This is a genomic window from Comamonas sp. SY3 (genome assembly GCF_041730275.1).
Classification (GTDB): Bacteria; Pseudomonadota; Gammaproteobacteria; order Burkholderiales; family Burkholderiaceae_C; genus Comamonas; species Comamonas sediminis.
On sequence record NZ_JBGTYN010000008.1, the window covers coordinates 133738 to 160113 of the forward strand.

Consider the following 26376-nt stretch of genomic DNA (forward strand, 5'->3'; position numbering starts at 1 on the left):
CTGACCGCGCGTTTTCAGGATGCCTCGGGCTTGCCCAGCGGCAAAGGGGCCGTGAAGGGGTTCACCCAGCGCTTGTCCGGGTCCTGCAGCGGCAGCGCCTCGCGCGCATCTTCTTCGCCATAGATGCGGGCGATGCGCTCTTCCAGGCGGGGATGGCTGGCCAGCCAGCGCGCGCCGCCCAGGTGCCAGAAGTCGTGCATCTCTTCGGTGCTGTGCACCTCCACCAGCAGCATGTGCTCCACCAGCGGCGCATAGGCGCCGACTGCCCCGCCCCGGGATTGCAGCGCACCGGCCTGCATCGGGTAGTCCTGCTGCCACAGCGCCTCGCGCAGTACGCGGCCCAGGCCATCGGGGTTGCGCGTCCACTGCACGGCCCGGGCATCGGCCAGGTACTCGCGCTGGCGCGATACCGCCGCCTTGAGCGCCTGCGCCGCCAACCAGCCCAGCCAGCCTACGGCCATCAACGGCCTGCCAAACAGCGACACGCCGCGCTCGACCCAATCGCGCCCGTAGTTGAACAGCATCTCCAGCCCGAACACATAGCCGGCCAACTCCATGTTGAGCCGGGTATCGCCCTCGTGCAGATGGGACAGCTCATGCGCCACTACCGCCTTAAGCTCATCGCGGCTGAGGTACTCCAGCGCGCCCATCGACACGACGATCACCGCATCCTCGGCCTCCCAGGCGGCGGCAAAGGCGTTCAGTGACAGGTCACGCGGCAGCACCATGGCCTGGGGACGCCGGGCGCCGGCGGCAATGCAAAGCTCGTCAACGATGTTTTGGTACTGCTGCTCGGCATGCGATACCGAGGGGCGCAGCGCCCGCGCACCCAGTTGCCTGGCCAGGTGCAGCCCGCCCTGGCGCAGATTGCTGCGCTTGATCCAGGCGCCGCCCAGCACCATCAACGTGACAATGCCGATATTGGTGGCCAGAAAACCGGCCGGGTAGTGCACCGCCACCTGCTCCAGCCGCAGTGGGCTGAAAGCCACCGCCACCAGAGCAGGCGTCCAGAACACCAGCGCCAGCACCAGGTGCACACCCACGGCAATGCCCAGCACCAGCAGCGCAAAGGCGGCCAGCAGGCCCCAGGTGCGGCGCCTTGCGCTGGTTTGGAAATCCCAGAATTTCATGCGGTGGCGGCTACGGCTTGGCAGCGCACCGGGCCATGGCCCTTAGAACTGCACACGAACGGCTTCGCGTTCCTGGGCGCTTTGCGTCGACTGCAGCATCGGCATCGCATGGAAGCCGAGGATCGAGGCCACGACAATCGCCGGGAAGGCGCGGGAGGCGTTGTTGAACTCCAGCACCTGGTCGTTATAGGCCTGGCGCGCATAGCCGATGCGGTTTTCGGTGCTGCCCAGCTCTTCGCTCAGCGAGCGCATCGTGTCATCGGCCTTCAGATCAGGATAGCTCTCGGTCAGCACCATCAGCCGGCCCAGCGCGCCCCCCAGCGCGCCCTCCGCAGCCACCATCGCCTCGGCCACCTCGGGCTTGCCGGGCGCGGCACGCAGCGCACTGGCCGCTGCCTGGGCCTGGCCGCGCGCGCGGATCACCGCCTCCAAGGTCTGGGACTCGTGCTCCAGGTATTTCTTGGCCACCGCAACCAGGTTGGGCACCAGGTCATAGCGCCGCTTGAGCTGCACATCGATCTGCGCCAGCGCATTGCTGGTGCGGTTGCGCAAGGTCATCAAGCGGTTGTAGACCAGCACGCCCCAGACCAGCACGGCGGCGGCCAGCGCCGAGACCACCATCAAATTGGTATTCATAACCCTCATCCACCCTCATTGTTTTTAGTGGCCTGATTATGGGCCAAAGCGTCGCCGGGCCCCAATAGGGAATGCAAACCAGGGTGGCCGTTGCATTTTGTGAACCTTCTGCATGACAGATGTCAAGAAATCAGGTATTGGGCTGCGGGCTCGCCGCCACAGCGCGGGGATCAGCACCCACCCGCGCAGGCATCGCGGGGGAGCGGGCCTTGTCAGCGGTTGCGCATCCAGTCGGCGGTCTGGAAAAAGCTCTGGCCCAGGCGGCTGCGCAGTTTCTCGTCCACCCCGACATCGCCCATGGCCTGGTCCATGCAGGCCAGCCACTGGTCGCGCTCCAGGATGCCGATCGAGAACGGCATATGGCGCATGCGCAGGCGCGGGTGGCCAAAGCGCTGCTGGTAGTGGTCAGGGCCGCCCAGCCAGCCGCAGAGAAACCAGAACAGCTTGTCGCGCGCATCCTGCAGGCTGCTGCCATGGGCCTGGCGCAGTTCCTGGTAGCCGGGCTCCAGGTCCATCAGGTCATAGAAGCGGTCCACCAGCGCCCGCACTTTTTCCTCGCCACCGATCCATTCGAACGGGGTGTCAAAGGGGGGTTTTTCTTCGATTTGCATAACGGGCTCTCAGGGTACACGGGGGCAGACCATCCGGGGGAGCGGGCGCTGTGCCAGCACAGCGCCCGTGCTACCGGGCCCGCGATATTACCGCTTTTGGACGGCGTCACACGGCCTCGCGCAAGGTCACGACGACCGGGCGGCGCAGCACCTCGCGCAGGCCCCACCAGCCGGCCACCAGCGCCAGCAACGCACCGCTGACACCGCCGGCCAGCGGCACCCACCAGCGTGGCACCCAGACAAAGTCGAACACGAACCGGGCCAGCGCCCAGCCGATGGCCATGGCCACCACGCTGGCCAGCACACCGGCCAGCAGCCCGACGCCGGCCAGCTCGGCCCGTTGCACCTGCTGCAGCAACTGGCTGCGTGCGCCCACGGCCCGCATGATCGCGTACTCACGGGCGCGCTCCTCGCGCGTCGCGGTGATTGCGGCAAACAGCACCACCAGGCCTGCGGCCAGCGTGAATCCGAACAGGAACTCCACCGCGCGGATGACCTGGCCCAGCACCTGCTGGAGCTGGGCCACGGTGGCGCGCAGGTCGACGTTGGTGATGTTGGGAAACTCGCGCACCAGCGCATTGTCAAAGCCCGGGGCGTCTGGCGCGCGGTAGGCGGCCAGGTAGGTCACGGCGACATCATCCATCTTCGCGACCGGGTACATCACGAAGAAGTTCGCGCGCATCGATCCCCAGTCCACCTTGCGCAGGCTGGTGATCCTGCTCTCGTGCTGCACGCCGCCCATGTCAAACAGCAGGCGGTCGCCGATTTTCAGGCCCAGCGTTTCGGCAATACCTTCTTCGACACTGACGCCCCCCGCCTCGCCCGGCGTCCACCGGCCCTGCACGATCTGGTTGTGCTCCTGTAGCACATCGCTGTGGGAGATGTTGAACTCGCGGTCGACCAGGCGCTTGGCGCGGTCTTCGCTGTAGTCGCCCGGGCCCACGTCCTTGCCATTGATCTGGATGAGGCGGCCGCGCACCATCGGGTACCAGTCCCATTTGTCGATGCCGGCCTGGCGCAGCCGCTGCTGGAAGGCGTCCGCCTGGTCCGGCAGGATGTTGATGACAAAGCGGTTCATTGCATCGGGCGGCGTCGTCTGCCGCCAGGTCTGGATCAGGTCGGTGCGCAGCAGCACCAGCAGCACCAAGGCCATCAGGCCGACGGCCAGGCTGCTGACCTGGACCACGGCAAACCAGGGCCGGGCGGCCACCTGGCGGGTGGCCAGCAACAGCCAGCGTGGCGCCGTGCGCTCATTCACCCCACGGCGCAGCAGCGCAATCGCCGCCGCGCTGAGCAGGCCAAACAGGACGATGGCCATCGCAAAACCACCGACCGCAATGCCGCCGAGCTTGGCATCGCCACTGACCAGCAGCAGCAGGGCCGCAAAGCCCAGCACCCCCAGCAGCAGCACCGAGGCCGACGCCGGGCGCAGGGCACCCAGGTCACGCCGCAGCACGCGCAGCGGTGGCACCTGGGCCAGCTGCAGCACCGGTGGCAGGCCAAAGGCCAGCAGCAAGGTCATGCCCATGCCCACGCCCATCACCAGGGGCCAGCCGCTGGCAGCGGGCAAGGTCACGGCCAACAAGCCCGCCATCAGCCAGACAAACAGGTAGTGCATCAAATAGCCCAGCGCGACGCCCAGCAGGCTGGCCGCCATGCCGACAATGACGAACTCGACCACATAGGCGCCGGCAATGGCGCGCTGGCCCAGGCCCAGCACCCGCAGCAGTGCCGCGCCGTTGAGGTGGGCACTGGCAAAGGTGCGCGCCGCCAGCGCTACGGCCACGGCCGACAGCAGCGCGGCCAGCAAGGCCACCAGGTTCAGGAATTTCTGCGCCCGCTCCAGGGTCTGCTCCATCTCGGGCCGGCCGCTTTGCAGCGACTCGATGCGCACGCCATGCGTATGCGGCTGGGCCACTTCGGTCTCGGCCCATTGCAGAAACTGCGCTGCTGCTGCGGGCTCACCGGCCACCGCAAAGCGGTACAGCAAACGGCTGGCGGGTTGCACCAGACCGGTGGCAGCCAGGTCGCTCCAGTCCAGCATCACGCGCGGAGAAAAGCCCAGAAATCCCGCCCCCCGGTCCGGCTCGATCGTCAGCACCCGGCCAATCGTGAAGCGCTTGTCTCCGAGCCACAGCACCGATCCGGTCTTGAGCGCCAGCGCCTCCAGCAAGCTCGGGTCCACCCAGACTTCGCCAGGCGCCGGAAGGTCGCGGGTGGCGCCATCGGGCTGGCCGGCAGCCGCTGCGGTGCGCAGGCTGCCGCGCAACGGGTAGCCGGCCTGCACCGCCTTGAGGCCAACGAGGCGGGATTCACCGCCATCGGCATCGTCCGCGCGGGCCATCGTCGGAAAGGTCACCGTCGTGACGCCCTGCAGCCCCAGCGCCTGGGCCTTGTCGCTGAACGCCGCTGGTGTGCGATTGTCGCTCACCACCACGACATCGCCGCCCAGCAGCTGGCTGGCATCGCGCTGCAGCCCTGCCTGCAGGCGGTCGGAGAAAAAGCTCACGGACGTCAGCGCCGCCACGGCCAACGCCACCGCCACCAACAGCAGGCGCAGCTCACCGGCGCGCCAGTCGCGCAGCAATTGGCGCCAGCCCAGCGCAAAAAAGTTGTGTTTCATGCAGCAAACATAACTGATGCGCGTTTACCCCCAGCCCAGGCCGGAATTGCGCGCGCAAACGCGCGCTGGCAACCACTCGCCCCGGGCAACGGAGATTTCGTAGACGGCCTCCAATGGCTCCATTGAAAGAGATGATCCCCAACACGGCGATTGCGAGTTACGATATGAAACAACGTTCTCTCAACGAGCCAACCCTATGCAAGCCTTGATTTCACAATTGGGCCAGACCTTTGCCAAAGCTCGCAGTTTGGAGGAGCTGACGCGCCCCCTGCTGGAGATGCTGCAAAAAGTCACCAGTCTGGAATCCACCTACCTCACCCGCATTGATCTGGGCCAGCGCGTCCAGCAGGTGCTGTTCGCGCGCAATACCCAGAGCCTGCAGATTCCCGAGAACCTGAGCGTGCCCTGGGAAGACACCCTGTGCAAACGTGCCATCGACGAGAACCGCCTCTACACCGATGATGTGGGCACGATCTGGGGCGACTCGCAAGCCGCGCGGGCACTGGGAATCCAGACCTACGCCAGCACCCCCGTGCACCTGTCGGACGGTGCGCTGTACGGCACGCTGTGCGGGGCCAGTGCGAAGCGCCAACCGCTGCAGCGCGACACCCAGGACGTCATGCGCCTGTTTGCCCAGTTCCTGGGCCAGCAGGTCGAGCGCGAGCAGCTGCTGGTCCAGATCCAGGTGCAGAACGAGGAGCTGCAACGGCTGGCCCGCACCGATGCGTTGACCGGCCTGCCCAACCGCCGCGCATTGATCGAGCAGCTCGGCCAGCTGCAGGCCATAGCCCGCCGCCAGGAGCGCTATGTACTCGTCGGCATGATCGACATGGATGGCTTCAAGGCCATCAACGACGGCTACGGCCATGAGGCGGGTGACCGTTTCTTGCAACTGCTGGCCGACCAGATGCGCGAAGCGATGCGCGGCTCGGACCTGGTTGCGCGCCAGGGCGGCGATGAATTCGCCTTTGCCGGTCTGGGCCCGTTTCTGAGCGAGCCCGTCGCACCGGCCCTCAACGAAACGCAGGCGCGCCTGTTTGCCAGCACCCGCGCCGAGGCCCTGTGCCTGGGCCAGGGCGTGAGCCTGAACTACCAGGGTGCCAGTGTGGGCCTGGTGGCGGTGACGCCGGACACCGATGCGGACAGTGCGCTACAGCAAGCCGACCTGGCGATGTACCAGACCAAGCAGGCCCGCAAAGCGCGCAATGCGGTCGTTGCCTGAGTGCTGAGACGGCGCCCAGGCCAGCGGACATTGCGAGACGCTGGTCAAGCCTCGGCGATCTGCGCCGCGGCCACGGCGCCAGCGGCCGTCAAGGCCAGCATCCAGCGCCCTTCCGATGCGTCAGCCACCACCCAAGCGGGTTGCTGGGCTTGCTGCAGGCGCCCGTTGAGCATGGCCAGCTCGCGCAACACGCTGCTGGCAGGGGCATCCAGACATTTGGCGATGCGCACCAGCGCCACCGGCTGCCCGGCGCGGGCCTGCTGCTCCTGCGCCAAGACCTGCACCATGCGCTGCGCCAGCGGCGAGAGCTCCGGCAGAGCGGTGCGCCACTCCATCACTGCGGCGCCTGGCCTGGCTCCAGCACCACCGGAATGGATTTGGACGTTGGCGTGCCCGCATGTGCCGCCACTGCCGACAGTGGCACCAGCGGGTTGGTCTCCGGGTAGTAGGCCGCCAGGTTGCCGCGCGGAATGTCATAGGCCACCAGCTTGAAGCCTTCCACGCAGCGCTGCTGGCCATCGTCCCAGACGGTGCGGATATTGACCCAGTCACCATCGGCCAGGCCCAGATCGCGAATGTCATCGGCATGGATGAAGACCACCCGGCGCTGGCCAAACACGCCCCGGTAGCGGTCGTCCATGCCATAGATCGTGGTGTTGTACTGGTCGTGCGAGCGGGTGGTCAGCAACGTGAACACGCGCTGGTCATGCAGGCGTGCGCGCGCCCGGTGCGTGGGGGTGGCCACCGGCACCGCATGGGCGTGGAAGCTGGCCTTGCCACTGGCCGTGGCCCAGATGCGCTCGCTGGCGGTGTTGCGCAGCCGAAAGCCACCGGGCACGGCCACGCGCTGGTTGAAGTCGGCAAAGTCGGGGAAGACCTTGGCGATCTCGTCGCGGATCAGTGCGTAGTCAGCGGCCAGCGCCAGCCAGTCCACCCGGCTGCGCGCGCCCAGGGTGGCGTGGGCCAGGCGCGCCACAATCGCCGGCTCGGACAGCAGATGGGCCGAGGCCGGTGGGTTCATGCCCATCGACAAGTGCACCATGCTCATCGAGTCCTCGACCGTCACGCCCTGGGGCTGGCCGTTTTGCAGGTCGATCTCGGTGCGGCCCAGGCAGGGCAGCAGCAGGGCCTCGCGGCCATGCACCACATGGCTGCGGTTGAGCTTGGTGGTGACCTGCACCGTCAGCGCGCAGCGCTGCAGGCCTTTCCAGGTCTCATAGGTATCGGGCGTGGCAGCGGCAAAATTGCCCCCCAGCGCAAAAAACACCTGGGCCTGGCCATCGCGCATGCTGGCAATGGCCTCCACGGTATCCATGCCGTGCGCGCGGGGTGGCGCAAAGCCATAGACCTCCTGCAGCCGGTCCAGCAGGGCTGCAGGCGGCTTTTCCCAGATGCCCATGCTGCGGTCGCCCTGCACATTGCTGTGGCCGCGCACCGGGCAAGGCCCCGCTCCTGGCCGGCCGATATGGCCGCGCAGCAGCAGCAGGTTCAGAATCATCTGGATCGTGGCGACCGAATGCGCATGCTGGGTGATGCCCATGCCCCAGCAGGCAATCACCTTGTCCGCGCCCAGGTAGACATCGGCCGCCGCCCGCATCTGCGCCTCGCTCAGGCCCGACTCCTGCGCCAGCAGCGCCCAGTCTTCCTCGTGCAGGCTCTGCGCCAGCGCCTCAAAACCGGTGGTGTGCGCGGCGATAAAGCCATGGTCCAGCACACCGCCCCGGTCCGCCTCCTGCTCCAGCACATGCTTGAGCATGCCCCGCAGCGCCGCCAGGTCGCCACCCACGCGCAACTGAAAATAATGCGTGCTGATGGGGGTGGAGCCCAGGGTCGCCATCTCCAGCTTGTCCTGCGGGTCGGCAAAGCGCTCCAGCCCGCGTTCGCGCAGCGGATTGAAGCTGACGATGCGCACGCCGCGCTTGTGCGCCTCGCGCAGCTCGCCGAGCATGCGCGGGTGGTTGGTGCCCGGGTTCTGGCCAAAGATGAAGATCGCATCGGCCTCTTCAAAATCCGCCAGGGTTACCGTGCCCTTGCCCACACCGATCTGCTCGCGCATCGCCGTGCCGCTGGGCTCGTGGCACATGTTGGAGCAATCGGGGAAATTGTTGGTGCCGTATTCGCGCACAAACAGCTGGTAGAGGAAGGCCGCCTCGTTGCTGGCCCGCCCCGAGGTGTAGAACACCGCCTGGTCCGGGCTGGGCAGCGCGTTCAGATGCCGGGCAATCAGCGCAAAGGCATCGTCCCAGGCGATCGGCAGGTAGTGGTCGCTGGCCGGATCGTAGACCATCGGGTGCGTCAGACGGCCCTGGTCCTCCAGCCAGAAATCGCTGTGCTCGGCGAGCTCGCGCACGCTGTAGCGGGCAAACAGCTCGGGGCCTGCACGGCGGGCGGTGGCCTCGGCGGCAACGGCCTTGACGCCGTTCTCGCAGAACTCGAAGGTCGAGGCATGGTTGCGGTCGGGCCAGGCGCAGCCCGGGCAGTCAAAGCCGTCGGGCTGGTTGGCGGACAGCAGCGTTTTCGCGCCCTTGACCGCGATATCGTGGTGCAGCAGCGTGTTCTTGACACTGTTTAAAGCACCCCAGCCACCGGCTGGGCCTTTGTAGAAGGCGATTTTTTGTTCTTGCATGGCAGGACTGGTTAGAACGTGTTTACGATCTCCTCGCGCCGCGACAGTGGTTTTGCGGGATGGGAGGCGAGGGGGGCGCCCAGCCGCGCAATACCGCAGCAATAGCCATGCTATTGCGAGGATTTGCAACGATGCAGACCGCCCCTAGCCGGGCTAGCCGGGCGCCCGCAAAACCGCTGTCCCTACGGGTTGGAGTGAAATCGGGCGATTTCTGCGCGCTGGCCCTTGCTTGCACCCCGGTGCAAGCTGCGGACCAGCCCTTCGAACTCATCCCGATTGCACTCCAACGCGGCTGCGTAGAGATCGTGAACACGTTCTCAGCCCTGCATTTCAACCCGCGACCCGCCCTGCGTCAAATTCAATGCCGCAATGCCGGCATTCGCAAAACTATGCTTGGTCCGGCGGGGCCGCTGCCAAGGCGCCGGCATGCTGCAGGCACTGCTGCTGCCATTCGTCCTGCGCCATCAGCGCGCGCGCCGCCTCCATCGCGGGCATGCCCTGCTGAGATTGCTGGTAGAGAAAGGCGACCTCGCTCTCGACCACCGGCTCCACCAGCGGCCAGGCGCGCAGGCCAGGTGTGTGCCGCACGGTGGCCAACACGGCGCCCGGAACGATGCTGGCCACCTGGCCCTCGCCCACGGCCTGCAGCAAAGCCTGGACGGAATTGGTCTCCATCGCCGGCTGCACCAGCACGCCCACGGCCAAAAAGCTGCGCTCGACGATCTGGCGGTTGTGCATGTCGGGCGTCAGCAGGCACAGCGGCTGCTGCGCGGCCTGGGCCCAGCGCAGCGGCTCGGCGGCATGCAGGGTATCGCCCACACAGGCCGGGTGCGGCGCCGCTTGCAACAGGTAGTAGTGTTCCTGGTACTGGGGCGCGCAATAGGTGCGCGGGCGGCGGATGCGGTCGCTGTAGCCCAGCGCCAAGTCCAGGCTCAGCTCTTCCAAGCCACGTTCAATATCGGGGGAACTCATCGCATGCAGCGCCGGCACCAGGCCCGGATGCTGGCGGCGCAGCAGGCTGGCAAAGCGCAGCAGCATCGGCATGGCCGTAGGCACGGCCGCCATGCGTAGCTGCCCTTGCAACTGGCCCGCCTGGGCGCTCAGGCGCTGGCGCAGGCGCGCCTCGCTTTGCAGCATCTCCAGGCCGGTCTGCAGCACCTGCTCGCCCTCGGGCGTGAAGCCGGCAAACACCCGGCCCCGGCGCACGATGGCGACGCCAAACTCGGCCTCCAGCGCGCGCAGCGCGTTGGACAGTGCCGGCTGGGTGATATGGCAGGCCTGGGCTGCCCTTGCGAAATGGCCGTGCGCATGGAGCGCGGCCAGATAGCGCATGGCAGCGAGCAGGTTCATCAGGTGTTGCTGCTGACGGAGATGGTCGGGAACTTCGACGAGAAGTCCTTGGCCTGCTGCGCGATCTTGACCGCGATGCTGCGGGCCACCTGCTTGTAGATGGCCGCCACTTCGCTGTCAGGCGCCGCCACCACGGTGGGGGTACCACTGTCCGCCTGCTCGCGGATCTGCATCGACAGCGGCAGCGCACCGAGGTAGTCGAGCTGGTAGTCGGCCGCCATATGCTTGCCGCCATCGGCGCCAAAGATATGTTCCACATGGCCGCAGTGGGTGCAGACATGCATCGCCATGTTCTCGATCACGCCCAGGAGCGGCACACCCACCTTCTCGAACATCTTGATGCCCTTGCGCGCGTCGAGCAACGCGATGTCCTGCGGCGTGGTGACGATCACCGCACCGGTCAGCGGCACGCGCTGGCTCAGGGTCAGCTGGATGTCGCCGGTGCCCGGTGGCATGTCGATCAACAGGTAGTCGAGGCCGGCCCAGTTGGTCTGGCGCAGCATCTGCTCCAGCGCCTGCACGGCCATCGGGCCGCGCCAGATCATCGCCTGGTCCTGGTCGACCAGCAGGCCGATCGACATCACCTGCACGCCATGGTTGAGCTTGGGCTCCATGGTCTTGCCATCGCTGCTCTCGGGCTTGCCGTCCACGCCCATCATCATCGTCTGGCTGGGGCCGTAGATATCGGCATCCAGCACGCCGACGCTTGCGCCCTCGGCCGCCAGCGCCAGCGCCAGGTTGGCGGTGGTGGTGCTCTTGCCCACGCCACCCTTGCCCGATGCCACGGCAATGATGTTCTTCACACCGGGGATCAGCGGCACACCGCGCTGCACGGCATGCGTGATCACCTTGTTGCTGATGGTCACCGAGACGTTTTCGACGCCCGGCACCGCCTTGGCAGCCGCCACGAACTGGCTGCGCAACTGCGGCACTAGGCTTTTGGCGGGATAGCCCATCTCTACATCAAAGGCGACATCGCCGCCATGGATCTGGAGGTTGCGCACGGCACGCGTGCTGACAAAATCTTTGCCCGTATGCGGGTCTTGAACGCTGGCCAGCGCGGCCAGTAGCGCGGTTTCGGTCACTGTCATCGTGTTTTCTATTCCTGAGACAGCAATAAGTCTAGCGAACCGCGCTTGCCCTTGCGAACCAGCGACAATCTGGGCTTTTCCCCTGCACCTCTTGAAAGACCTGCACCCGTGAAACTGAAAATGGCCGAGAACTCCGTGTTTGCGATCTTGCTGCGCTCGTCGTGGTGGATCAGTGTGGTGGTCGGAGCCATCATCGTGGTGCTGTGCCTGGCGCTGCTGCCCAAGGACATCCGCTTTGTCGGCGCAGCTGGCAGCCTGCCATTCTTCGTGATCGGCGCCATGGCCGCCAAGCGCCAGTGGAACCAGCCCAGCGCGGCGGCCAGCCAGGCGCTGCTGGCGCAGGCCAGCGCCCTGTCCAGCCGCGACATGCAGGCCTGGCTGAGCCGCGCCTGGCAGGCCGAAGGCTATACCGTCACCCCGGTGCAGCAAGGCGCCGCCGATCTGCAGCTGGCGCGCAACGGCCAGACCACGCTGGTGCAAACCAAGCGCAGCAAGGCCGGCGTACATGGCATCGAGCCGCTGCGCGCGCTGCATGAGACCGCCAGCCAGGCGGGCGCCGCCAGCGTCTATGTGCTGCTGCAAGGCGAGCTCAGTGACAACGCGCGCACGTTTGCCCGTGACCAGAAAATCGTGCTGCTGCAGAACCTGGAACTGGCGACCTTGCTGAAAAAGGCGGCGGCGAAAGCCTGACGATGGGGCATTGCGGATAGCGCAGCGACAGCGCCACTTGGCGCAGCACCCCCGTTTCGGCTATGGTGCTGCCCATGTCTGCCGCTCTGCACTACAGCCCCCATTCCGCTGCCACCGCCATCGTGCTGTCGGGGGGCGGCGCGCGCGCCGCCTACCAGGTGGGGGTGTTGCAGGCGCTGTCCCGCCTGCGCCAGAACGCCGGGGCTGACCATGAACCCACGCCCTTCCCTATAGCAGTAGGCACCTCGGCCGGCGCGATCAATGCGGCCGGCCTGGCCTGTGGCGCTGAGCATTTCGACCTGGCGGTGCAGCGCCTCTCGCGGGTGTGGCGCAACTTCTCCACCAGCCAGGTCTACCGCGCCGATGCCTTTGGGGTCATGCGCAGCGGGGCGCGCTGGCTCAGCCTGCTGACCCTGGGCTGGGCGCTGACCCGCTGGCACCACAGCAAACCCCGCTCGCTGCTGGACAACGCCCCGCTGCTGGAGCTGCTGCAGGCCGAGCTGCCCCTGGAGAAAATCCCCCATTTGCTGCGCAAAGGCACGCTGTCGGCGTTGGCCATCACCGCATCGAGCTACACCACCGGCGAGCACATCACCTTCTACGAAGCCGGCCCCCATGTCCCCAGCTGGTCGCGCACGCAGCGCCGTGCCATCCAGGACCGCATCAGCCACCAGCACCTGATGGCCTCGTCGTCGATCCCCTTCATCTTCCCGCCCGCCGAGCTGATGCTGCGCGGCCAGTACAACTACCTGGGCGACGGCGCGATGCGCCAGACCGCCCCGCTGGCCCCTGCGGTGCATCTGGGCGCCCAGCGCATTGTGGTGGTCGGTGTGGGCCGCTCGCACGAGGTGCTGAACCTGCCCCAGGGTGAGCACCCGCCGTTCCCGTCGCTGGCCCAGGTGGCCGGCCATGCACTGTCCACGATCTTTCTCGATGCACTGTCGGTCGATGTGGAGCGGGCCCAGCGCATCAACCACACCTTGAGCCTGATCCCCGAGGCCGAGCGTGCCCGCAGCGCACTGCGGCCGCTCGATCTGCTGGTGATCACGCCATCGCAGTCGCTGGATGCGCTGGCGCTGGCGCACCTGCAGGAGCTGCCCACGCCGGTGCGGGCGCTGCTGGGTGCAATGGGCGTGTCGGTGCACAGCCAGAACGTCGGCAGCGCTGCGCTGGCCAGCTACCTGCTGTTCGAGCCGGGCTACACCCGGGCGCTGATGGCGCTGGGCCGGGCCGACACGATGGCGCGGCGCGACGAGGTCTGCGCCTTTTTCGGCTGGGGCAGCCGGCAGGCAGGCCCTGCCAATCCCCTGGTCGCGCCATCTGGCCCGGTAAGCGCCTAGAATTGGCCGGTTCTGGAGCGCCTGCGGGCGCGAGGGCTGGCCATGCCGCCCTCCCTGTGACCAGAATCCGCAACGGCCACCGGCCTGCGTCCTCTCTGTGATTAGAAAGTTCCGCAACCCTATGTCTCAACGAAAGATTTTCGTCACCACCGCCCTGCCGTATGCCAACGGCAACTTCCACATCGGCCACATCATGGAATACATCCAGGCCGATACCTGGGTGCGTGCGCAGCGAATGCAGGGCAATGCGGTCAACTTTGTCGGCGCCGATGACGCCCATGGCGCGCCGATCATGATTGCCGCCGAAAAAGCCGGCAAGACGCCCCAGCAGTTTGTCGCCGACATCGCCGCCGGCCGCAAGCAGTACCTCGACGGCTTCCACATCGGTTTTGACAACTGGAGCAATACCGACAGCCCCGAGAACCACGAGCTGTCCAAGCAGATCTACCTGGACCTGAAGGCCGCCGGCTTTATCGAGACGCGCACCATCGAGCAGTTCTTCGACCCTGAGAAGAACATGTTCCTGCCTGACCGTTTCATCAAGGGCGAATGCCCGCGCTGCCACGCCAAGGACCAGTACGGCGACAACTGCGAAGTCTGCAGCTCCGTCTATGCGCCCACCGATCTGGTCAACCCCTACTCGGCGCTGTCCGGCGCCAAGCCGGTGATGAAGAGCTCGGAGCATTTCTTCTTCAAGCTGTCCGACCCGCGCGCGGTCGAGTTCCTGACCCAGTGGACCCAGGACGGCCAGCATGTGCAGCCCGAGGTGGCCGCCAAGATCAAGGAATGGTTCGGCGTGCGCACCAACCCCGATGGCTCGACCAGCGAAGGCCTGGACGACTGGGACATCTCGCGCGATGCGCCCTACTTTGGCATCGAGATCCCGGATGCACCAGGCAAGTACTTCTATGTCTGGCTGGATGCGCCGGTGGGCTACCTGGCCTCGCTGAAGAACCTGCTGGCCCAGCGTGGCGAGGACTACGACGCCTACATGGCCGATCCGGCGCTGGAGCAGTACCACTTCATCGGCAAGGACATCATCACCTTCCACACCCTGTTCTGGCCGGCGATGCTGAAGTTCAGCGGCCGCAAGACCCCCACCAAGATCTGCGTGCATGGCTTCCTGACCGTGAACAACGGCGAGAAGATGAGCAAGAGCCGTGGCACCGGCCTCGATCCGCTCAAGTACCTGGCCCTCAAGATGAACCCCGAGTGGCTGCGCTACTACCTGGGCGCCAAGCTCAACGGCAAGAACGAAGACGTCGACTTCACCGCTGAAGACTTCATGCTGCGCGTCAACTCCGACCTGATCGGCAAGTATGTGAACATCGCCTCGCGCGCCGCCGGCTTTATCAGCAAGCGCTTTGAAGGCCGCCTGGGCGAGGTGAGCGCCGACGGCCAGGAACTGCTGGCCGTGCTGCGCGCGCAAAAGGAGGCGATTGTGGCCGCCTACGAGGTACGCGACACCGCCCGCGCGGCCCGCGAGATCATGCAGCTGTGCGACAAGGTCAACAGCTATGTCGATGCCAACAAGCCCTGGGAGCTGGCCAAGAAGGACGGCATGGAGCAGCGCCTGCACGATGTCTGCACGGTCTGCATCGAGGCGTTCCGCATCTTGACCATCTACCTCAAGCCGATCCTGCCGGGTGTGGCTGCCGAAGTGGCGAACTTCCTGATCGTGCCGCCCGAGCAATTTGCCGACGTGGACAAGCCGCTGGGCGCTGGCCACCAGATTGGCGTATACCAGCACCTGATGCAACGGGTGGACCCGCTGCAGCTCGAAGCGCTGTTCGAAACCCCTGCCAGCCAGGAAAAGACCGCTGCCGCTGCAGCGCCTGCCAAGGCCAAGAAGGCCGAGAAGAAAGCCGAAGCCGTGGTGGACCCGAACGCCCCCGGTGGCGAGCCGCTGGCCGAGACCATCGGCATCGACGACTTTGCCCGCATCGACCTGCGCATTGCCAGGATTGTCGAATGCAAGGCCGTGGAAGGCTCGACCAAGCTGCTGCAGCTGACCCTGGACGTTGGTGAAAAGGGTGAAGACGGCAAGCCCAAGACCCGCAATGTGTTCAGCGGCATCAGCAGCATGTACACGCCGGAGCAGCTGCAAGGCAAGCTCACCGTGCTGGTCGCCAATCTGGCGCCCCGCAAGATGAAGTTCGGCATCTCCGAAGGCATGGTGCTGGCCGCCAGCCATGCCGACGAGAAGGCCCACCCTGGCATCTATGTGCTGGAGCCCTTCCCCGGCGCGCAGCCAGGCATGCGCATCCATTGATCTCGATGGCCGCTGACCGCCGCCTCCCCAAGCCCCTGCGCTCCGTAGCCGCAGGGGCTTTTTACTGCGCCTCGGCCCTGCTGCTGGGCGGCTGCAGCGTTGTGGCAGTCGGAGCCGCCGCCGTCAGCGTGACCGCCACGGCGGTGGGGCTGGCCGCCGATGCGGCGGTGGGCACCGCCAAGGTGGTGGGCAAAGGTGTAGGCAAGGCCTATGACATGGCGACAGGCGAAGAACAGGACAACAGCGGAATAACAGTGCGCTACCGGGAGCGCAGACCGGGCGAAACCTTCCCGCCGCCGCAGCCCACCGCGCCGCTGGCAACGCAAGCGCCCGCACCTACCCCTCCAATGCCGCCAGCCAGGCCTGCTGCGGCAGCAGAAACCGCCATCCCCAACGGGCCCTGAATCACCCGGTTTTGAGAGCGCTCAGTTACCGGCGTAGCGACCGGGCCGGTGGCTGATCCACAGGAACACGCTCATCACAACGGCGGCCAGCACCGAGTAGGCCACGCGCTCGAATGGCACGACCCACAGCGCCAGCAGCACCACCGTGCAGTCGATGACCATCTGCACCTTGCCGGCGCGGATGCCATAGCGGTCCTGCAGGTAGAGCGACACGATGGTGGCGCCGCCCAGGCTGGAGCGGTGGCGCGCCAAAAAGAGGCAGCCGGTGCCCATCAGCAGGCCACCGGCGATGGCGGCATACAGCGGATTCAGGTAGTCGATATGGATGAAACGCGGGCCGATATCGACCAGCAGCGCCAGCATCGCTACCGAGATAAAGGTCTTGACGGTGAACTCCGGCCCCATGCGCGTCCAGGCAAACCAGTAAAAGGGCAGATTGATCGCGAAGAAAATCGCACCAAACGACAGCCCCGTGGCGTAGTGCAGCAAAAACGCCAGCCCAGCGGTGCTGCCCGTCAGCAAACCCGCCTGCGCAAACAGGCCCAAGGTGATCGAGACAAACAGCGAGCCGGTGAACAGCGCCTGGGCATCTTCAAAGCGGCCATGGCGCATGGCAGGCCCCGGCAGCGCAGCAGGGGCAACGGCCACGGTTCCGGGCAGGCCCGTGGGCGCGGTGGGGCGGGATAGCGGTGAGGACATGTCGGGTGGACAGCAAGTTTCATGCCCGCACAAGGATGGTGCGCGGGGCAGCCTGGCAGGGGTAATGCTAGGTATAAACCCGAATTTTAAAGAGTTTCAGCCCGTTACGGTAAAGGATCTTCTGCAAGACCCTCGCCAAGCGGGATGGGCGCGGATCGGGATGAGACGCAAGGCGTCTTTCGCGGTCAATAGCCGTAGCTATTGACAAGGAAGACCACGCAGCGGATCGCCCGAGCCCGCGTTCAGACCACGGCAGGGAGTTTTGCAGAAGGTCCTGAGGCATATCCGCAACAGTTGGGGGCCTATCACGGCGGATGGAGGCCGCGCTCAGCGGCTGGGCAGCACCTGGGTGCTGTTGCTGCGCAGCACCTTGCCCTGGGCATCAAACACCACGGTGAACAGCATCTTGGTGTTGGGCGGATCGATCCAGCCCCAGTCCCATTCGGCTTCGTTCTTCAGCGGGTAGCTGGTGCGCTTGGCAGGCTGGCCCAGCAGCCGGCGGATCTCCTGCTGGTCCATGCCCGGCTGCACCTTCGCAAAGTAAGCCGGGGCCAGCACCTGGCGCAGCGCGCTCATCTTGCCATCGGTGCCAATGGTGATCATGTAGTTCTGCGCACCGGCGGGCTGGCGCGTGTACTCCAAGGTGTGCGAGCCATCGGCCTCGTCCCAGATCTGGTTGGGTTCGCCAAAACGGTCGCGCACGTCCTGCTCGGTCGAGACGTGCTCCTCCAGTTCCTTGATGCGCTGCTGGTCGCAGCCCGCCAAAAACACGGAAACGGCCAGCGCGGAGGCGGCGATTGCAAATTTGGTAAGGAAGGACATGGTCAGGTTCGGTAGAATCCAGGCACAAGAGGTAAATATACGCTATGTCTTTCTTCCGCCGCCCCGACTACCAATCCGACACCACCCAGTTCCTGCTGAAGCTCAAGGCCGACAAGCCCGAGCTGGAACAAGGCCAGCGCGAAGGCCGCGCCCTGCTGTGGGACAAGGATCTGGACCGCCAGCAGCAAGCCGAGTACCAGACCGCACGTGTGGCGCAAAAGCCCTACGTGTACCAAACCAACCACGATTGATCGCCCTGCCCGCTGCCGGCCGCCTGGCTCCGCAGCGGCTTTCGATCCCGCATAGCCCCCGCGCATGGCAACCCCCGGCAACCTGACCACGGCTGAGGACGACGCACGCCCCGCCGCAGGTGCCGCTGCCATGCCCGAAGTGGTGGACCAGGTGGCGCTCGCCCGCCTGTACGGCGAGCCGCTGTTCGCGATGCCCACCGACCTGTACATCCCGCCCGATGCGCTGGAGGTGTTCCTCGAGGCTTTTGAAGGCCCGCTGGACTTGCTGCTCTACCTGATCCGCAAGCAGAACTTCAACATCCTCGACATTCCGATGCTGAGCGTCACCCGCCAGTACCTGAGCTATGTGGACGAGATCCGCAGCCGCAACCTGGAGCTGGCCGCCGAATACCTGCTGATGGCCGCGATGCTGATCGAGATCAAGTCGCGCATGCTGCTGCCGCCCAAGAAGCAGGCCGAGGGTGAAGAAGCCGAAGACCCCCGGGCCGAGCTGGTGCGCCGCCTGCTGGAGTACGAACAGATGAAGCTGGCCGCCCAGGGCCTGGGCGCCGTGCCGCAGTACGGGCGCGATTTCATCAAGGCCCAGGTCTTCATCGAGCAGGCGCTGCAGCCGCGCTTTCCGGATGTGGAGATGTCCGAGCTGCAAGAGGCCTGGCGCGACATCCTCAAGCGCGCCAAGCTGGTGCAGACCCACAAGATCACCCGCGAAGAGCTCTCGGTGCGGGAGTACATGAGCGCCATTCTCAAGCGCCTGCAAGGCCGGCGCTTTGTCGAGTTCGAGGACATCTTCGAGCCCGAGAAAGGCAGCACCGTGCTGGTGGTGACCTTTATCGCGCTGCTGGAGCTGGCCAAGGAAACCTTGATCGAGATCACCCAGGCCGAAGCCTTTGCGCCCATCTATGTGCGGCTGTCGTACACACCCGTCTGAGCCGCTCCAGGCCTGACCCTGCTGCCGCCCGAGCCCCTTATTTCCCTGCCTTTATTCCAACGGAGACCACCATGCCGCATCTCGTCATCGAATACACCAACAACCTCGAGAACTTCCCCGAAGCCCATCTGCTCGATGCCCTCAACGCTGCGGTGATCGCCAGCGGCCAGGTGCAAAACGAGCAGGACCTCAAGAGCCGCGTCGTGCGCACCGAGCAGTTCGTCATTGGCGCGGACCCCACCGCACTGCGCGGCTTTGTGCATGCCGAGCTGCGCCTGCTGGCCGGCCGCACGCCCGAGGCCAAGCGCGACCTGTCCGACCGCATCGCCGCCGTGCTGCGCGAGTTCACACCCCACCCCGAGGGCATGCTGGTGCAGCTGAGCGTGGACATTGTCGACATGGACCGGGGCGCTTACTACAAGGGCTCGCTGTAAGCAGCATTCAGCGGCCGCCGCATTCGCGGCCCCAAACATACAAGGCCTGCCGACTCTTGCGAGAGGGCAGGCCTTTTTCATTGCGGGCCGAGGCGAAGATGCGGCGCTCAGTGCTCCACAGGCATCTGGCCCTTGTTCTCCCTCTCGATGCGGATCTTGCGCATCACGCCATCGGTGGCCTCGGTGACGGCAAACTGCCAGCCGTCGATCACCACCACATCGCCCTGCCGGGGCAGCGCCCCATTGAACTCGGTGAGCAGACCGCCCAAGGTGGTGAAGGCATCGGCAGACGAGACCAGCTCATTGGAGCCCAGCAGCTGCTGCACCATGTGCACATCGGCGGCGCCGCTGGCCATCCAGGTGTCGGGCTCGCCGTCCACCGCCTGGATCGTGAAGCTCTCGTCCTCGTCGGGGAACTCGCCGGCAATCGCTTCGAGCACATCGACCGGCGTCACGACGCCACTCATCACATGGAACTCATTGATGACGATCACCATATGGCCCTTGGACTGGCGCAGGTCGTTGATCAGCGCGATCACGCCGGCGCCTTCGGGCACCATCAGCGGCTTGCGGATGGTGGCCGGCTGGATGGCGCCATGCTGCATCAGGTCCATCAGCATGTCCTTTGCACGGGCAACACCCTGGAGCTGGTCCACCTGGCCCATGCACACCGGCAAGTGGCTGTGCGGGTTGTCGTTGAGCGAACGCTGGATGGCCTCGGCATCGTCGCTCAGGTCCACCCAGTCCACATCCGAGACGGGGGTCATGATCGAGCGCACCTTGCGGTCACCCAGCGACAGCACGCCGCTGACCATGATGCGCTCTTCCGGCGCAAAGGTCAGCTCGGCCTCGGCAGCGCCCGGGTCGTTCTGCGCATGCTCGGTCTGGCCCTGGCCGCTGCGGCCTGCCATCAGCGACAGCACTTTCAGCGCCGTGCGCTCGCGCAGCGGCACGCGCTGCTCGTGGCGGATCGCGTTGCGCGAGGACACCTGGTTGAAGGTCTCGATCAGGATCGAGAATCCAATGGCGGCATACAGATAACCCTTGGGCACATGGAAGCCCAGGCCTTCGGCCACCAGGCTGAAGCCGATCATCAGCAGGAAGCTCAGGCAGAGGATGACGATGGTCGGGTGCGCATTGACAAAGCGGGTCAGCGGCTTGGAGGCAAACAGCATCACACCGATCGAGATGACGACCGCCGCCATCATCACGCCCAGGTTGTTGACCATGCCGACGGCGGTGATCACGGCATCGAGCGAGAAAACCGCATCGAGCACCACGATCTGCGCGACCACGGCCGAGAAGCTGGCGTAGACCGTGCTGCTCGACTTGCTCAGGCTCACGCCTTCCATGCGCTCATGCAGCTCGGTCGTGGCCTTGAACAGCAGGAACAGACCGCCCAGCAGCAAGATAAGATCGCGCCTGGAGAAACTGAGCGGTCCAACAGAAAACAGCGGTTGCGTGAGGGTCACCAGCCAGGAGATGGCGGTGAGCAGACCCAGGCGCATCACCAGGGCCAGGGACAGGCCGATGACACGTGCCTTGTCCCGCTGGTGGGGCGGCAACTTGTCGGCAAGGATCGCGATAAAGATGAGATTGTCTATGCCCAGAACGATCTCGAGCACCACCAGGGTAATGAGACCAATCCAGATCTGCGGGTCCGAGAGCAGCTCGATCATGCGGCGCTCCCTTCAACGGGCAAAGACACCGTCAGCGGTGTACTGGGGCAAGAACTGAAGGACAGCGACAAGGTGGTCGCACACGGAAGAGGCTCAGGGTCCGGGTTGTCGGGCATACATTCCGAAGGGTTGCTAAACAGCCTCCATCCTAACGTGCAGCACAAAAACCCCTGGCCTCTGGCCCATTCGTCGCGGTAGCCGCACGCCCCAACGCGGCAAGCACGGTCCCCGGCAGACTCAGCGCTCCATCGCTGGCTGCGGCCAGACCGGCACCGCACCCTGCACCTGCGCCGGTATCCAGCCGCGCAGGCTGTTGACAAAAGCCCAGGCCTGCACACGCGGTACATCGCTCAACGTCACCACGCCTTCCTCCAGCTGACCCGCCTCCAGCGCCAGCCGGCGCCCCACGCCGGGCAGCAGGCCGCAGTGCAGCGCCGGCGTGATCCAGCGGCCATCGAGCTGCATGGCGATATTGCCCCGGGTGGTCTCGGTGATCTCGCCGGCCTCGTTCCACAGCAGGGTGTCAAACACGCTGCTGTCCTGCGGCGCCCAGCGCTCGTAGTGCGCACGGCGGCTGGTCTTGAAGCGCACAAACTCGCCGTGGGCCTCGGCCAGCGGCGCGGCCGCCCATTGCAGCCGGACCTGCGCAGGCGATGGCGGACAGGCAAAGGCCTCGGCCTGGAACCTGCCCTGGGCATGGAGCAACAGGCGCAGGCGCCACAGGCCATGGGGCTGGGCCTGGGCCACCGCGTCCAATGCCGCTTGCGCGGCCACGCCATCCCAGCGGTAGCCAAAATGCGCGGCCGCAGCGGCCATGCGCTCCAGGTGCAGCGCAGCATGGCGCAGCTGGCCATCGTCCAGCGCCAGGGTTTCGATCAGCGCAAAGGGCATGCTGGCCCGCTCCAGAAAGGCACGCTTGTGCAGCCACTCGCGCCACTCGCCGTCAGCGGTTGCATCGGCGGTGATGCCGCTGCCAATGCCGCATTGCAGTTGCGCGCCGCGCAAGGCCACGGTGCGGATCGGGACGTTGAAGGTCGCGCGTAGGCCGCCTGCGCCATCGGAGCGCACAACGCCCAAGGCGCCGCAGTACCAGCCGCGCGGCCCAAGCTCCAACTCGGCAATCGCCTGCATCGCCGCCCGCTTGGGCGCGCCGGTGACCGAGCCGCAGGGAAACAAGGCCTGCATCACGTCGGCCAGGCCGGTGCCCTGGGGCAGCTTGGCCCGCACGTCCGAGGTCATCTGCCATACCGTGGGCAGCGCCTGCAGCGCAAACAGCTGCGGCACCTGCACGCTGCCCAGTTGCGCAATGCGCGCCAGGTCATTGCGCAGCAGGTCGACGACCATCACGTTTTCGGCCCGCTCCTTGGCCGATGCGCGCAAGGCCTGGGCCTGGGCCTCGTCCTGCGCGGGGCTGCTCCCCCGTGCGGCCGTGCCCTTCATCGGGCGGGTCAAGATATCGCCCGCGCCGCTGGCCGGTTGGTGCCAGTCAAAAAACAGCTCGGGCGATACCGACAGCAGCTGCTCATCGCCCCGGTCGATATGCAGTGCATAGCCGCCGGGCTGGGCCTGCTGCAACGCGGCAAACAGCGCGGCGCCGTCCACCCCGCCGCCGGGCAAGGCGCTGTGGCCCTGCAGCTGCTGGGTGTAGTTGATCTGGTAGTAGGCGCCGTTGCGGATATCGGCATGGATGCGCGCCATCTGCGCATCGAACTGCGGGCGGCTCAGCGTGCTGCGCCACTGCAGTTGCACGGCGGGCGCTTCGGCCTCGGGCAGCTGCGCCATGTCAGCCGGTGGCGCATCCCACACCGCAAACCAGGCCAGGGGCTCGCCGCTGGGCGCTGCCTGGGTCGGCAAATAGGGGTTCAACGCCGAGGCGGCTTCATAGCGCAAGCCGCCCACGCAAAAGGCCCCGGCGCGCGCGGCCTGCTCCACGGCATCCAGCAAGGCGTGCAAGGATGGCGCGTCCTGCGCCTCCAGCACCCGGTCCGGGCCGGACAGGGCCAGGCGCAGGCGCTGCTGCTCACCGGCCAGAGGCTGGCCCATATCGATGCGGGCAGAAAAGGACATGTGCGCTGTCATAGGGGCGCCAGCATAGCGGCGGCGCCTTGTCCTTGCAGCACAATAGCCCTCTGTCTGCTCCCTTACAGCCCCCGTGTCCTCTGCCCCGCGCCGCGCCCAATGCCCCCGCTGCCTCCGTCCGCAAACTGCCTGCATCTGTGCGCTGGCGCAGCCGCTGCAGGCTGCTACCCAGGTCCTGGTCCTGCAGCACCCGCTGGAGCTGCAGGAAGCCAAGGGCACCGCGCGCCTGCTGCACCTGTGCCTGCCGGGCAGCCGGCTGGAGGTAGGCGAAGCCTTTGACCCGGCACAGCTGGAGCAATGGCTGTATGGCGCCTGGCCCGGCGCAGAAGCCCCCCAGCAAACGCTGTTGCTCTACCCCCAGACACCCGACCAGCCCGCCGCCCTGATGGCGCTGACGGACCGCGACGCGCCAGCACCCGTCCGGCGCCTGGTGCTGATCGACGGCACCTGGCGCAAAAGCCGCAAGATGCTCTATGCCAACCCGCTGCTGGCCCGGTTGCCCCGCCTGGCGCTGACGGACACCGGGCCAGCCGGCTACCGCATCCGCAAGGCACCCCGCGCAGGCCAGCTCTCGACCCTGGAGGCGGCTGCGCTGGCACTGCAACAGCTGGAGGCCTGGCCCGATGGCGCGCCGCCGCTGCAGGCGCTGCAGCAGTCCTTTGACGGGCTGATCGCGCAGTACGAACGCCTGCGCAGCGCCCACTGAGCGATTGGCGCCCTGGCGACAATGCGCCCGCCTGCGCGCCCGGGGGTGAGCGCGCACTCGGGGATACTCCAGGCCATTGCCTTGAACCTGTTTTCCTTTGACTGACGGAGCCCTTGCATGAAGTTCTCGACCCTCACCCTGCTCAGCGCCGCGCTGTGCGCCGCCGGCCTGGCCCAGGCCGCCGCCCCCTCCGATGCCGCCGTGCAACAAGCCAGCAGCGCCAGCCTGCGTGAATGGATCGAGGTGCTGGCCTTGCCCAATGACTCGAACGTGGCAGCCGACATCGAGAAGAATGCGCAGTGGTTCAAGGCGGCGCTGGACAAGCGCGGCTTCCAGACCCAGCTGCTGCCCAACCAGGGCAAGCCGATGGTGCTGGCCACCCTGCCCCCGGTGCCCGGCGCCACCAAGACGGTGCTGTTCTACGCCCATATGGATGGCCAGGCGGTGACCCCGTCGGAATGGCAGCAGGAAAGCCCCTGGAAGCCGGTGCTGAAGGAACGCCAGGCCGATGGCACCTGGAAAGAGATTGCACTGGATCAGCTCTACGGCGCCCAGCCCAACCCCGAGTGGCGCGTGTTTGGCCGCTCGTCGTCCGATGACAAGGCCCCCATCATCATGCTGATGGCCGCCATCGATGCGCTCCAGCAGCAGGGCCTGGCGCCCAGCACCAATATCAAGATCCTGCTCGACTCCGAAGAGGAAAAGGGCTCCCCATCGCTGGGCGGCGTCATCGACGCCAACCTCGAGGCCCTGAAGGCCGATGCGCTGCTGGTGCTCGATGGCCCGATGCATGCCAGCAACCGCCCCACCCTGGTGTTTGGCAACCGGGGCGTGGCCCAGGCCACCCTGACCGTGTACGGCCCCAGCCAGGATCTGCACAGCGGCCACTATGGCAACTACGCCGCCAACCCCGCGTTCACGATGGCGCAGCTGCTCGCCTCGATGAAGGCGCCCGATGGCCGCGTGCTCGTCAAGGGCTACTACGACGGCATCCGCTTTGATGCGCAGACCCAGGCGGTGATGAAGGCCGTGCCCGATGACGAGACCGCGCTGCGCAAGCGCCTGGGCATTGCCCAGACCGAGAAGGTGGGCAACAACTACCAGGAAGCGATGCAGTACCCCTCGCTCAATGTGCGCGGGCTGCAAAGTGCGGACGTCGGCGCCAAGGCCCGCACCGTGGTGCCCGCCCAGGCGATCGCCGAGCTGGACCTGCGCACCGTCCCCGAGACCCCGCCCGAGCGCCTGCTGCAGCTGCTCAAGACCCATATCGAAGGCCAGGGTTTCACGCTGATTGACGGCGAGCCCAGCGCCGAGCAGCGCGCCCAGTACCCCAAGATGGCGAGCCTGAAGATGGGCGGCGTGTCGGCCTCGTCCAGCGCCGTGCGCACCGATCTGAACGCCCCCATTGGCGACTGGCTGCGCCAGGGCATGCAGCAGGCCTGGGGCCAGGCACCTGTGCAGATCCGCATGATGGGCGGCACAGTGCCCACCGGCGCTGCGGTGCAGGCGCTGAAGGTGCCGTTTGTGATCGTGCCGATGGTCAATGCCGACAACAACCAGCACAGCAAGAACGAGAACATGCGCCTGGGCAACTACTTCGATGGCGTCAAGAGCCTGGCATCCATCCTGAGCCAGCCCTGGAAATAAGCCCCAAAAAAGGCCCCCAACTGGGGGCCTGCTGTGCGTAGCGGTTTAGCTCAGCGCTGCGCCGGCACGCCATCCTTCCACTGCGGCCAGTTCTTGACGACCGTGTCGACAAAGACGCCGCCCACGGCTGCCACATTGGCCACCGTTTCGGCAAAGCCGCCTGCGGTTTCGCCGGGCTTGGGGTCCAGGTGGGCCTGGGTCGTTTCCTGCGGGTTGCCCTGGTCAAAATTGACCGAGCCGCGCAGGCTCAGAATCCGGTCCGTCCCATGGCTGCGCTGGAGCACCAGCGCAATGGCGGCGGCCTCCATCTCGGTGGCGACATAGTCGTCCGCGCCGTAGAGCTTGGCGATGTACTGCGCCTCCCTGGACAGGCCCGGGCCGTGGAAGAAGGTATCGCCGGTGATATGCGTGCCCACATGCACGCTGGGCGCCTGGCGGGCGGCGGCATCGGGGTAGCGCATGCGGTAGCGCTGGGCCGATTCGCTGTCCTGCAGCGGCACGGCGCGGGTCATCGCATAGGCGGCCTGGGTCAAGGCCGGATTCAGCGCAAAGCGGCGGTAGTCCTCATAGCCCTTGCGCGGCATGAACACCGGCGCGCCGGCCTGGCCCTCTTCCGGCGCCCAGCGGTGGCCCAGGTCGTAGTCGACCAGCCAGCTGCCCCAGGTCACATCGCCAATGGTGCCGCGCGATGGCGGGGTGCCGGCCACGCCGCTGATCACATAGTAGGCCTGGTCAAAATTGAACCGCGGGTTCAGCACGATGGCCTGGATCGAGGCCGAGGCATTGACCTTGCCCATGCCCAGCACGCTGCCGCACACGCCATCGGCATTGCAGAACACCGGCCCCAGCGCGCCCGGCACCTGGATCGGCTGGGCATCGCGGAAATAGCGCTCATACCAGTGCTGGAACTCGCCGGCCCGGTCGCCGGTATTGGCACCGATCTCGAACATGGCCGCAACGAACACCTTGACCTGGACCGGAGGCGCAGCCTGGGCCACTTGGGCCGTCCTGGGCGGCTGGCTGCCGGTGCTGGCGCAACCGGACAGCAGCGCCAGCAACAGCGCGCTGGCGCACAGCGGCCGGGCGAGAGAGCGAAGCGGGGCACGGGACATGGGATATTTCTCCTGGTCAGACCA

At 66.3% G+C, this 26376-nt stretch carries 23 protein-coding genes; 10 read left to right on the forward strand and 13 right to left on the reverse strand.

Translation table 11 applies throughout. From position 1 onward, the window contains the following. Positions 1–14: 14 nt before the first annotated feature. From ACCQ08_RS12735 to ACCQ08_RS12750, 4 genes are all read right to left on the reverse strand, one after another. The gene (locus tag ACCQ08_RS12735; RefSeq protein ID WP_373449988.1) at positions 15–1130 is read right to left on the reverse strand and encodes a M48 family metalloprotease; all 1116 of its coding nucleotides are present in this window, start codon (positions 1128–1130) and stop codon (positions 15–17) included. A gap of 42 nt (positions 1131–1172) precedes the next feature. Then, positions 1173–1766, reverse strand: a complete 594-nt coding sequence (locus ACCQ08_RS12740; RefSeq protein WP_239809212.1) for a LemA family protein — start codon at positions 1764–1766, stop codon at positions 1173–1175. Between the two features lie 212 nt (positions 1767–1978). Next, positions 1979–2377, reverse strand: a complete 399-nt coding sequence (locus tag ACCQ08_RS12745) for a group II truncated hemoglobin (protein ID WP_239809213.1) — start codon at positions 2375–2377, stop codon at positions 1979–1981. 106 nt (positions 2378–2483) lie between these two features. Then, positions 2484–5000: an ABC transporter permease gene (locus ACCQ08_RS12750; RefSeq protein WP_373449989.1), complete on the reverse strand. Its 2517-nt coding sequence runs from the start codon at positions 4998–5000 to the stop codon at positions 2484–2486. A gap of 196 nt (positions 5001–5196) precedes the next feature. Between ACCQ08_RS12750 and ACCQ08_RS12755 the strand changes: the two genes are divergently transcribed. Further along, the gene (locus ACCQ08_RS12755) at positions 5197–6222 is read left to right on the forward strand and encodes a diguanylate cyclase domain-containing protein (RefSeq protein WP_369460785.1); all 1026 of its coding nucleotides are present in this window, start codon (positions 5197–5199) and stop codon (positions 6220–6222) included. A 44-nt stretch (positions 6223–6266) separates the two neighbouring features. Here the strand turns inward: ACCQ08_RS12755 and ACCQ08_RS12760 are convergent, their stop codons facing one another. The 4 genes from ACCQ08_RS12760 to apbC form a co-directional block, all read right to left on the reverse strand. Further along, positions 6267–6557: a hypothetical protein gene (locus ACCQ08_RS12760; RefSeq protein WP_373449990.1), complete on the reverse strand. Its 291-nt coding sequence runs from the start codon at positions 6555–6557 to the stop codon at positions 6267–6269. Then, entirely contained in the window at positions 6557–8848 is a 2292-nt protein-coding gene (locus tag ACCQ08_RS12765; protein WP_373449991.1) for an FdhF/YdeP family oxidoreductase, read from the reverse strand. The genes ACCQ08_RS12760 and ACCQ08_RS12765 overlap by 1 nt, the downstream gene beginning before the upstream one ends. Before the next feature lie 387 nt (positions 8849–9235). Beyond that, a complete protein-coding gene (locus tag ACCQ08_RS12770) occupies positions 9236–10198 on the reverse strand; it encodes a LysR family transcriptional regulator (protein WP_373449992.1) in 963 nt (320 codons plus the stop codon). Continuing rightward, complete coding sequence (gene apbC, locus ACCQ08_RS12775) at positions 10198–11289, reverse strand: iron-sulfur cluster carrier protein ApbC (RefSeq protein WP_312453015.1); 1092 nt, start codon at positions 11287–11289, stop codon at positions 10198–10200. The genes ACCQ08_RS12770 and apbC overlap by 1 nt, the downstream gene beginning before the upstream one ends. Before the next feature lie 108 nt (positions 11290–11397). Here apbC and ACCQ08_RS12780 point away from each other — a divergent pair, with 108 nt between their 5' ends. The 4 genes from ACCQ08_RS12780 (at position 11398) to ACCQ08_RS12795 (ending at position 15995) form a co-directional block, all read left to right on the forward strand. Next, on the forward strand, positions 11398–11979 hold the full coding sequence (locus tag ACCQ08_RS12780) for a restriction endonuclease (RefSeq protein ID WP_373449993.1): 582 nt from the start codon (positions 11398–11400) through the stop codon (positions 11977–11979). A gap of 74 nt (positions 11980–12053) precedes the next feature. Next, positions 12054–13319, forward strand: a complete 1266-nt coding sequence (locus ACCQ08_RS12785; RefSeq protein WP_373449994.1) for a patatin-like phospholipase family protein — start codon at positions 12054–12056, stop codon at positions 13317–13319. A 121-nt stretch (positions 13320–13440) separates the two neighbouring features. Continuing rightward, the gene (gene metG, locus ACCQ08_RS12790; RefSeq protein WP_373449995.1) at positions 13441–15591 is read left to right on the forward strand and encodes a methionine--tRNA ligase; all 2151 of its coding nucleotides are present in this window, start codon (positions 13441–13443) and stop codon (positions 15589–15591) included. Positions 15592–15596: 5 nt separating this feature from the next. Further along, positions 15597–15995: a hypothetical protein gene (locus tag ACCQ08_RS12795; protein ID WP_373449996.1), complete on the forward strand. Its 399-nt coding sequence runs from the start codon at positions 15597–15599 to the stop codon at positions 15993–15995. 21 nt (positions 15996–16016) lie between these two features. Here the strand turns inward: ACCQ08_RS12795 and ACCQ08_RS12800 are convergent, their stop codons facing one another. Both ACCQ08_RS12800 and ACCQ08_RS12805 read right to left on the reverse strand, forming a co-directional pair. Continuing rightward, positions 16017–16694 carry a YitT family protein gene (locus tag ACCQ08_RS12800; RefSeq protein WP_373449997.1) on the reverse strand — a complete coding sequence of 226 codons (678 nt, stop codon included), beginning with the start codon at positions 16692–16694 and terminating at the stop codon, positions 16017–16019. Between the two features lie 327 nt (positions 16695–17021). Then, positions 17022–17516, reverse strand: coding sequence for an outer membrane protein assembly factor BamE (locus tag ACCQ08_RS12805; protein WP_312412967.1), 495 nt, complete (start codon positions 17514–17516; stop codon positions 17022–17024). 44 nt (positions 17517–17560) lie between these two features. Here ACCQ08_RS12805 and ACCQ08_RS12810 point away from each other — a divergent pair, with 44 nt between their 5' ends. The 3 genes from ACCQ08_RS12810 to ACCQ08_RS12820 all read left to right on the forward strand — a co-directional run bounded on the left by ACCQ08_RS12810 (position 17561) and on the right by ACCQ08_RS12820 (position 19129). After that, the gene (locus ACCQ08_RS12810; protein ID WP_021026491.1) at positions 17561–17767 is read left to right on the forward strand and encodes a DUF3460 family protein; all 207 of its coding nucleotides are present in this window, start codon (positions 17561–17563) and stop codon (positions 17765–17767) included. A gap of 130 nt (positions 17768–17897) precedes the next feature. Further along, the gene (locus ACCQ08_RS12815; RefSeq protein ID WP_230775496.1) at positions 17898–18695 is read left to right on the forward strand and encodes a ScpA family protein; all 798 of its coding nucleotides are present in this window, start codon (positions 17898–17900) and stop codon (positions 18693–18695) included. A gap of 71 nt (positions 18696–18766) precedes the next feature. After that, positions 18767–19129, forward strand: a complete 363-nt coding sequence (locus tag ACCQ08_RS12820; protein WP_239809226.1) for a 5-carboxymethyl-2-hydroxymuconate Delta-isomerase — start codon at positions 18767–18769, stop codon at positions 19127–19129. A gap of 107 nt (positions 19130–19236) precedes the next feature. On the opposite strand, the gene ACCQ08_RS12825 is transcribed toward ACCQ08_RS12820, so the two are convergent. Together ACCQ08_RS12825 and ACCQ08_RS12830 are read right to left on the reverse strand one after the other, a co-directional pair. Continuing rightward, positions 19237–20805: a transporter associated domain-containing protein gene (locus tag ACCQ08_RS12825; protein ID WP_373450044.1), complete on the reverse strand. Its 1569-nt coding sequence runs from the start codon at positions 20803–20805 to the stop codon at positions 19237–19239. Positions 20806–21045: 240 nt separating this feature from the next. Next, entirely contained in the window at positions 21046–22875 is a 1830-nt protein-coding gene (locus ACCQ08_RS12830) for a chorismate-binding protein (protein ID WP_373449998.1), read from the reverse strand. 85 nt (positions 22876–22960) lie between these two features. On the opposite strand from ACCQ08_RS12830, the gene ACCQ08_RS12835 reads away from it, so the two are divergent. Together ACCQ08_RS12835 and ACCQ08_RS12840 are read left to right on the forward strand one after the other, a co-directional pair. After that, positions 22961–23593 carry a tRNA-uridine aminocarboxypropyltransferase gene (locus ACCQ08_RS12835; RefSeq protein ID WP_373449999.1) on the forward strand — a complete coding sequence of 211 codons (633 nt, stop codon included), beginning with the start codon at positions 22961–22963 and terminating at the stop codon, positions 23591–23593. Positions 23594–23710: 117 nt separating this feature from the next. Next, the gene (locus ACCQ08_RS12840; protein WP_373450000.1) at positions 23711–25240 is read left to right on the forward strand and encodes a M20/M25/M40 family metallo-hydrolase; all 1530 of its coding nucleotides are present in this window, start codon (positions 23711–23713) and stop codon (positions 25238–25240) included. Positions 25241–25290: 50 nt separating this feature from the next. On the opposite strand, the gene ACCQ08_RS12845 is transcribed toward ACCQ08_RS12840, so the two are convergent. Beyond that, on the reverse strand, positions 25291–26352 hold the full coding sequence (locus ACCQ08_RS12845; protein WP_373450001.1) for a purine nucleoside permease: 1062 nt from the start codon (positions 26350–26352) through the stop codon (positions 25291–25293). Positions 26353–26376: the final 24 nt, after the last annotated feature.

What these genes read in the sequence shown, in the direction of transcription:
- ACCQ08_RS12810 (WP_021026491.1), top strand. Translation starts at nt 17,561, where the DNA reads ATGTCTTTCTTCCGCCGCCCCGACTACCAATCCGACACCACCCAGTTC.
- ACCQ08_RS12800 (WP_373449997.1), bottom strand. Translation starts at nt 16,694, where the DNA reads ATGTCCTCACCGCTATCCCGCCCCACCGCGCCCACGGGCCTGCCCGGA.
- metG (WP_373449995.1), top strand. Translation starts at nt 13,441, where the DNA reads ATGTCTCAACGAAAGATTTTCGTCACCACCGCCCTGCCGTATGCCAAC.
- ACCQ08_RS12735 (WP_373449988.1), bottom strand. Translation starts at nt 1,130, where the DNA reads ATGAAATTCTGGGATTTCCAAACCAGCGCAAGGCGCCGCACCTGGGGC.
- ACCQ08_RS12785 (WP_373449994.1), top strand. Translation starts at nt 12,054, where the DNA reads ATGTCTGCCGCTCTGCACTACAGCCCCCATTCCGCTGCCACCGCCATC.
- ACCQ08_RS12750 (WP_373449989.1), bottom strand. Translation starts at nt 5,000, where the DNA reads ATGAAACACAACTTTTTTGCGCTGGGCTGGCGCCAATTGCTGCGCGAC.
- ACCQ08_RS12740 (WP_239809212.1), bottom strand. Translation starts at nt 1,766, where the DNA reads ATGAATACCAATTTGATGGTGGTCTCGGCGCTGGCCGCCGCCGTGCTG.
- ACCQ08_RS12755 (WP_369460785.1), top strand. Translation starts at nt 5,197, where the DNA reads ATGCAAGCCTTGATTTCACAATTGGGCCAGACCTTTGCCAAAGCTCGC.
- ACCQ08_RS12815 (WP_230775496.1), top strand. Translation starts at nt 17,898, where the DNA reads ATGCCCGAAGTGGTGGACCAGGTGGCGCTCGCCCGCCTGTACGGCGAG.
- ACCQ08_RS12795 (WP_373449996.1), top strand. Translation starts at nt 15,597, where the DNA reads ATGGCCGCTGACCGCCGCCTCCCCAAGCCCCTGCGCTCCGTAGCCGCA.
- ACCQ08_RS12770 (WP_373449992.1), bottom strand. Translation starts at nt 10,198, where the DNA reads ATGAACCTGCTCGCTGCCATGCGCTATCTGGCCGCGCTCCATGCGCAC.
- ACCQ08_RS12745 (WP_239809213.1), bottom strand. Translation starts at nt 2,377, where the DNA reads ATGCAAATCGAAGAAAAACCCCCCTTTGACACCCCGTTCGAATGGATC.
- ACCQ08_RS12830 (WP_373449998.1), bottom strand. Translation starts at nt 22,875, where the DNA reads ATGTCCTTTTCTGCCCGCATCGATATGGGCCAGCCTCTGGCCGGTGAG.
- ACCQ08_RS12820 (WP_239809226.1), top strand. Translation starts at nt 18,767, where the DNA reads ATGCCGCATCTCGTCATCGAATACACCAACAACCTCGAGAACTTCCCC.
- apbC (WP_312453015.1), bottom strand. Translation starts at nt 11,289, where the DNA reads ATGACAGTGACCGAAACCGCGCTACTGGCCGCGCTGGCCAGCGTTCAA.
- ACCQ08_RS12845 (WP_373450001.1), bottom strand. Translation starts at nt 26,352, where the DNA reads ATGTCCCGTGCCCCGCTTCGCTCTCTCGCCCGGCCGCTGTGCGCCAGC.
- ACCQ08_RS12805 (WP_312412967.1), bottom strand. Translation starts at nt 17,516, where the DNA reads ATGTCCTTCCTTACCAAATTTGCAATCGCCGCCTCCGCGCTGGCCGTT.
- ACCQ08_RS12760 (WP_373449990.1), bottom strand. Translation starts at nt 6,557, where the DNA reads ATGGAGTGGCGCACCGCTCTGCCGGAGCTCTCGCCGCTGGCGCAGCGC.
- ACCQ08_RS12840 (WP_373450000.1), top strand. Translation starts at nt 23,711, where the DNA reads ATGAAGTTCTCGACCCTCACCCTGCTCAGCGCCGCGCTGTGCGCCGCC.
- ACCQ08_RS12765 (WP_373449991.1), bottom strand. Translation starts at nt 8,848, where the DNA reads ATGCAAGAACAAAAAATCGCCTTCTACAAAGGCCCAGCCGGTGGCTGG.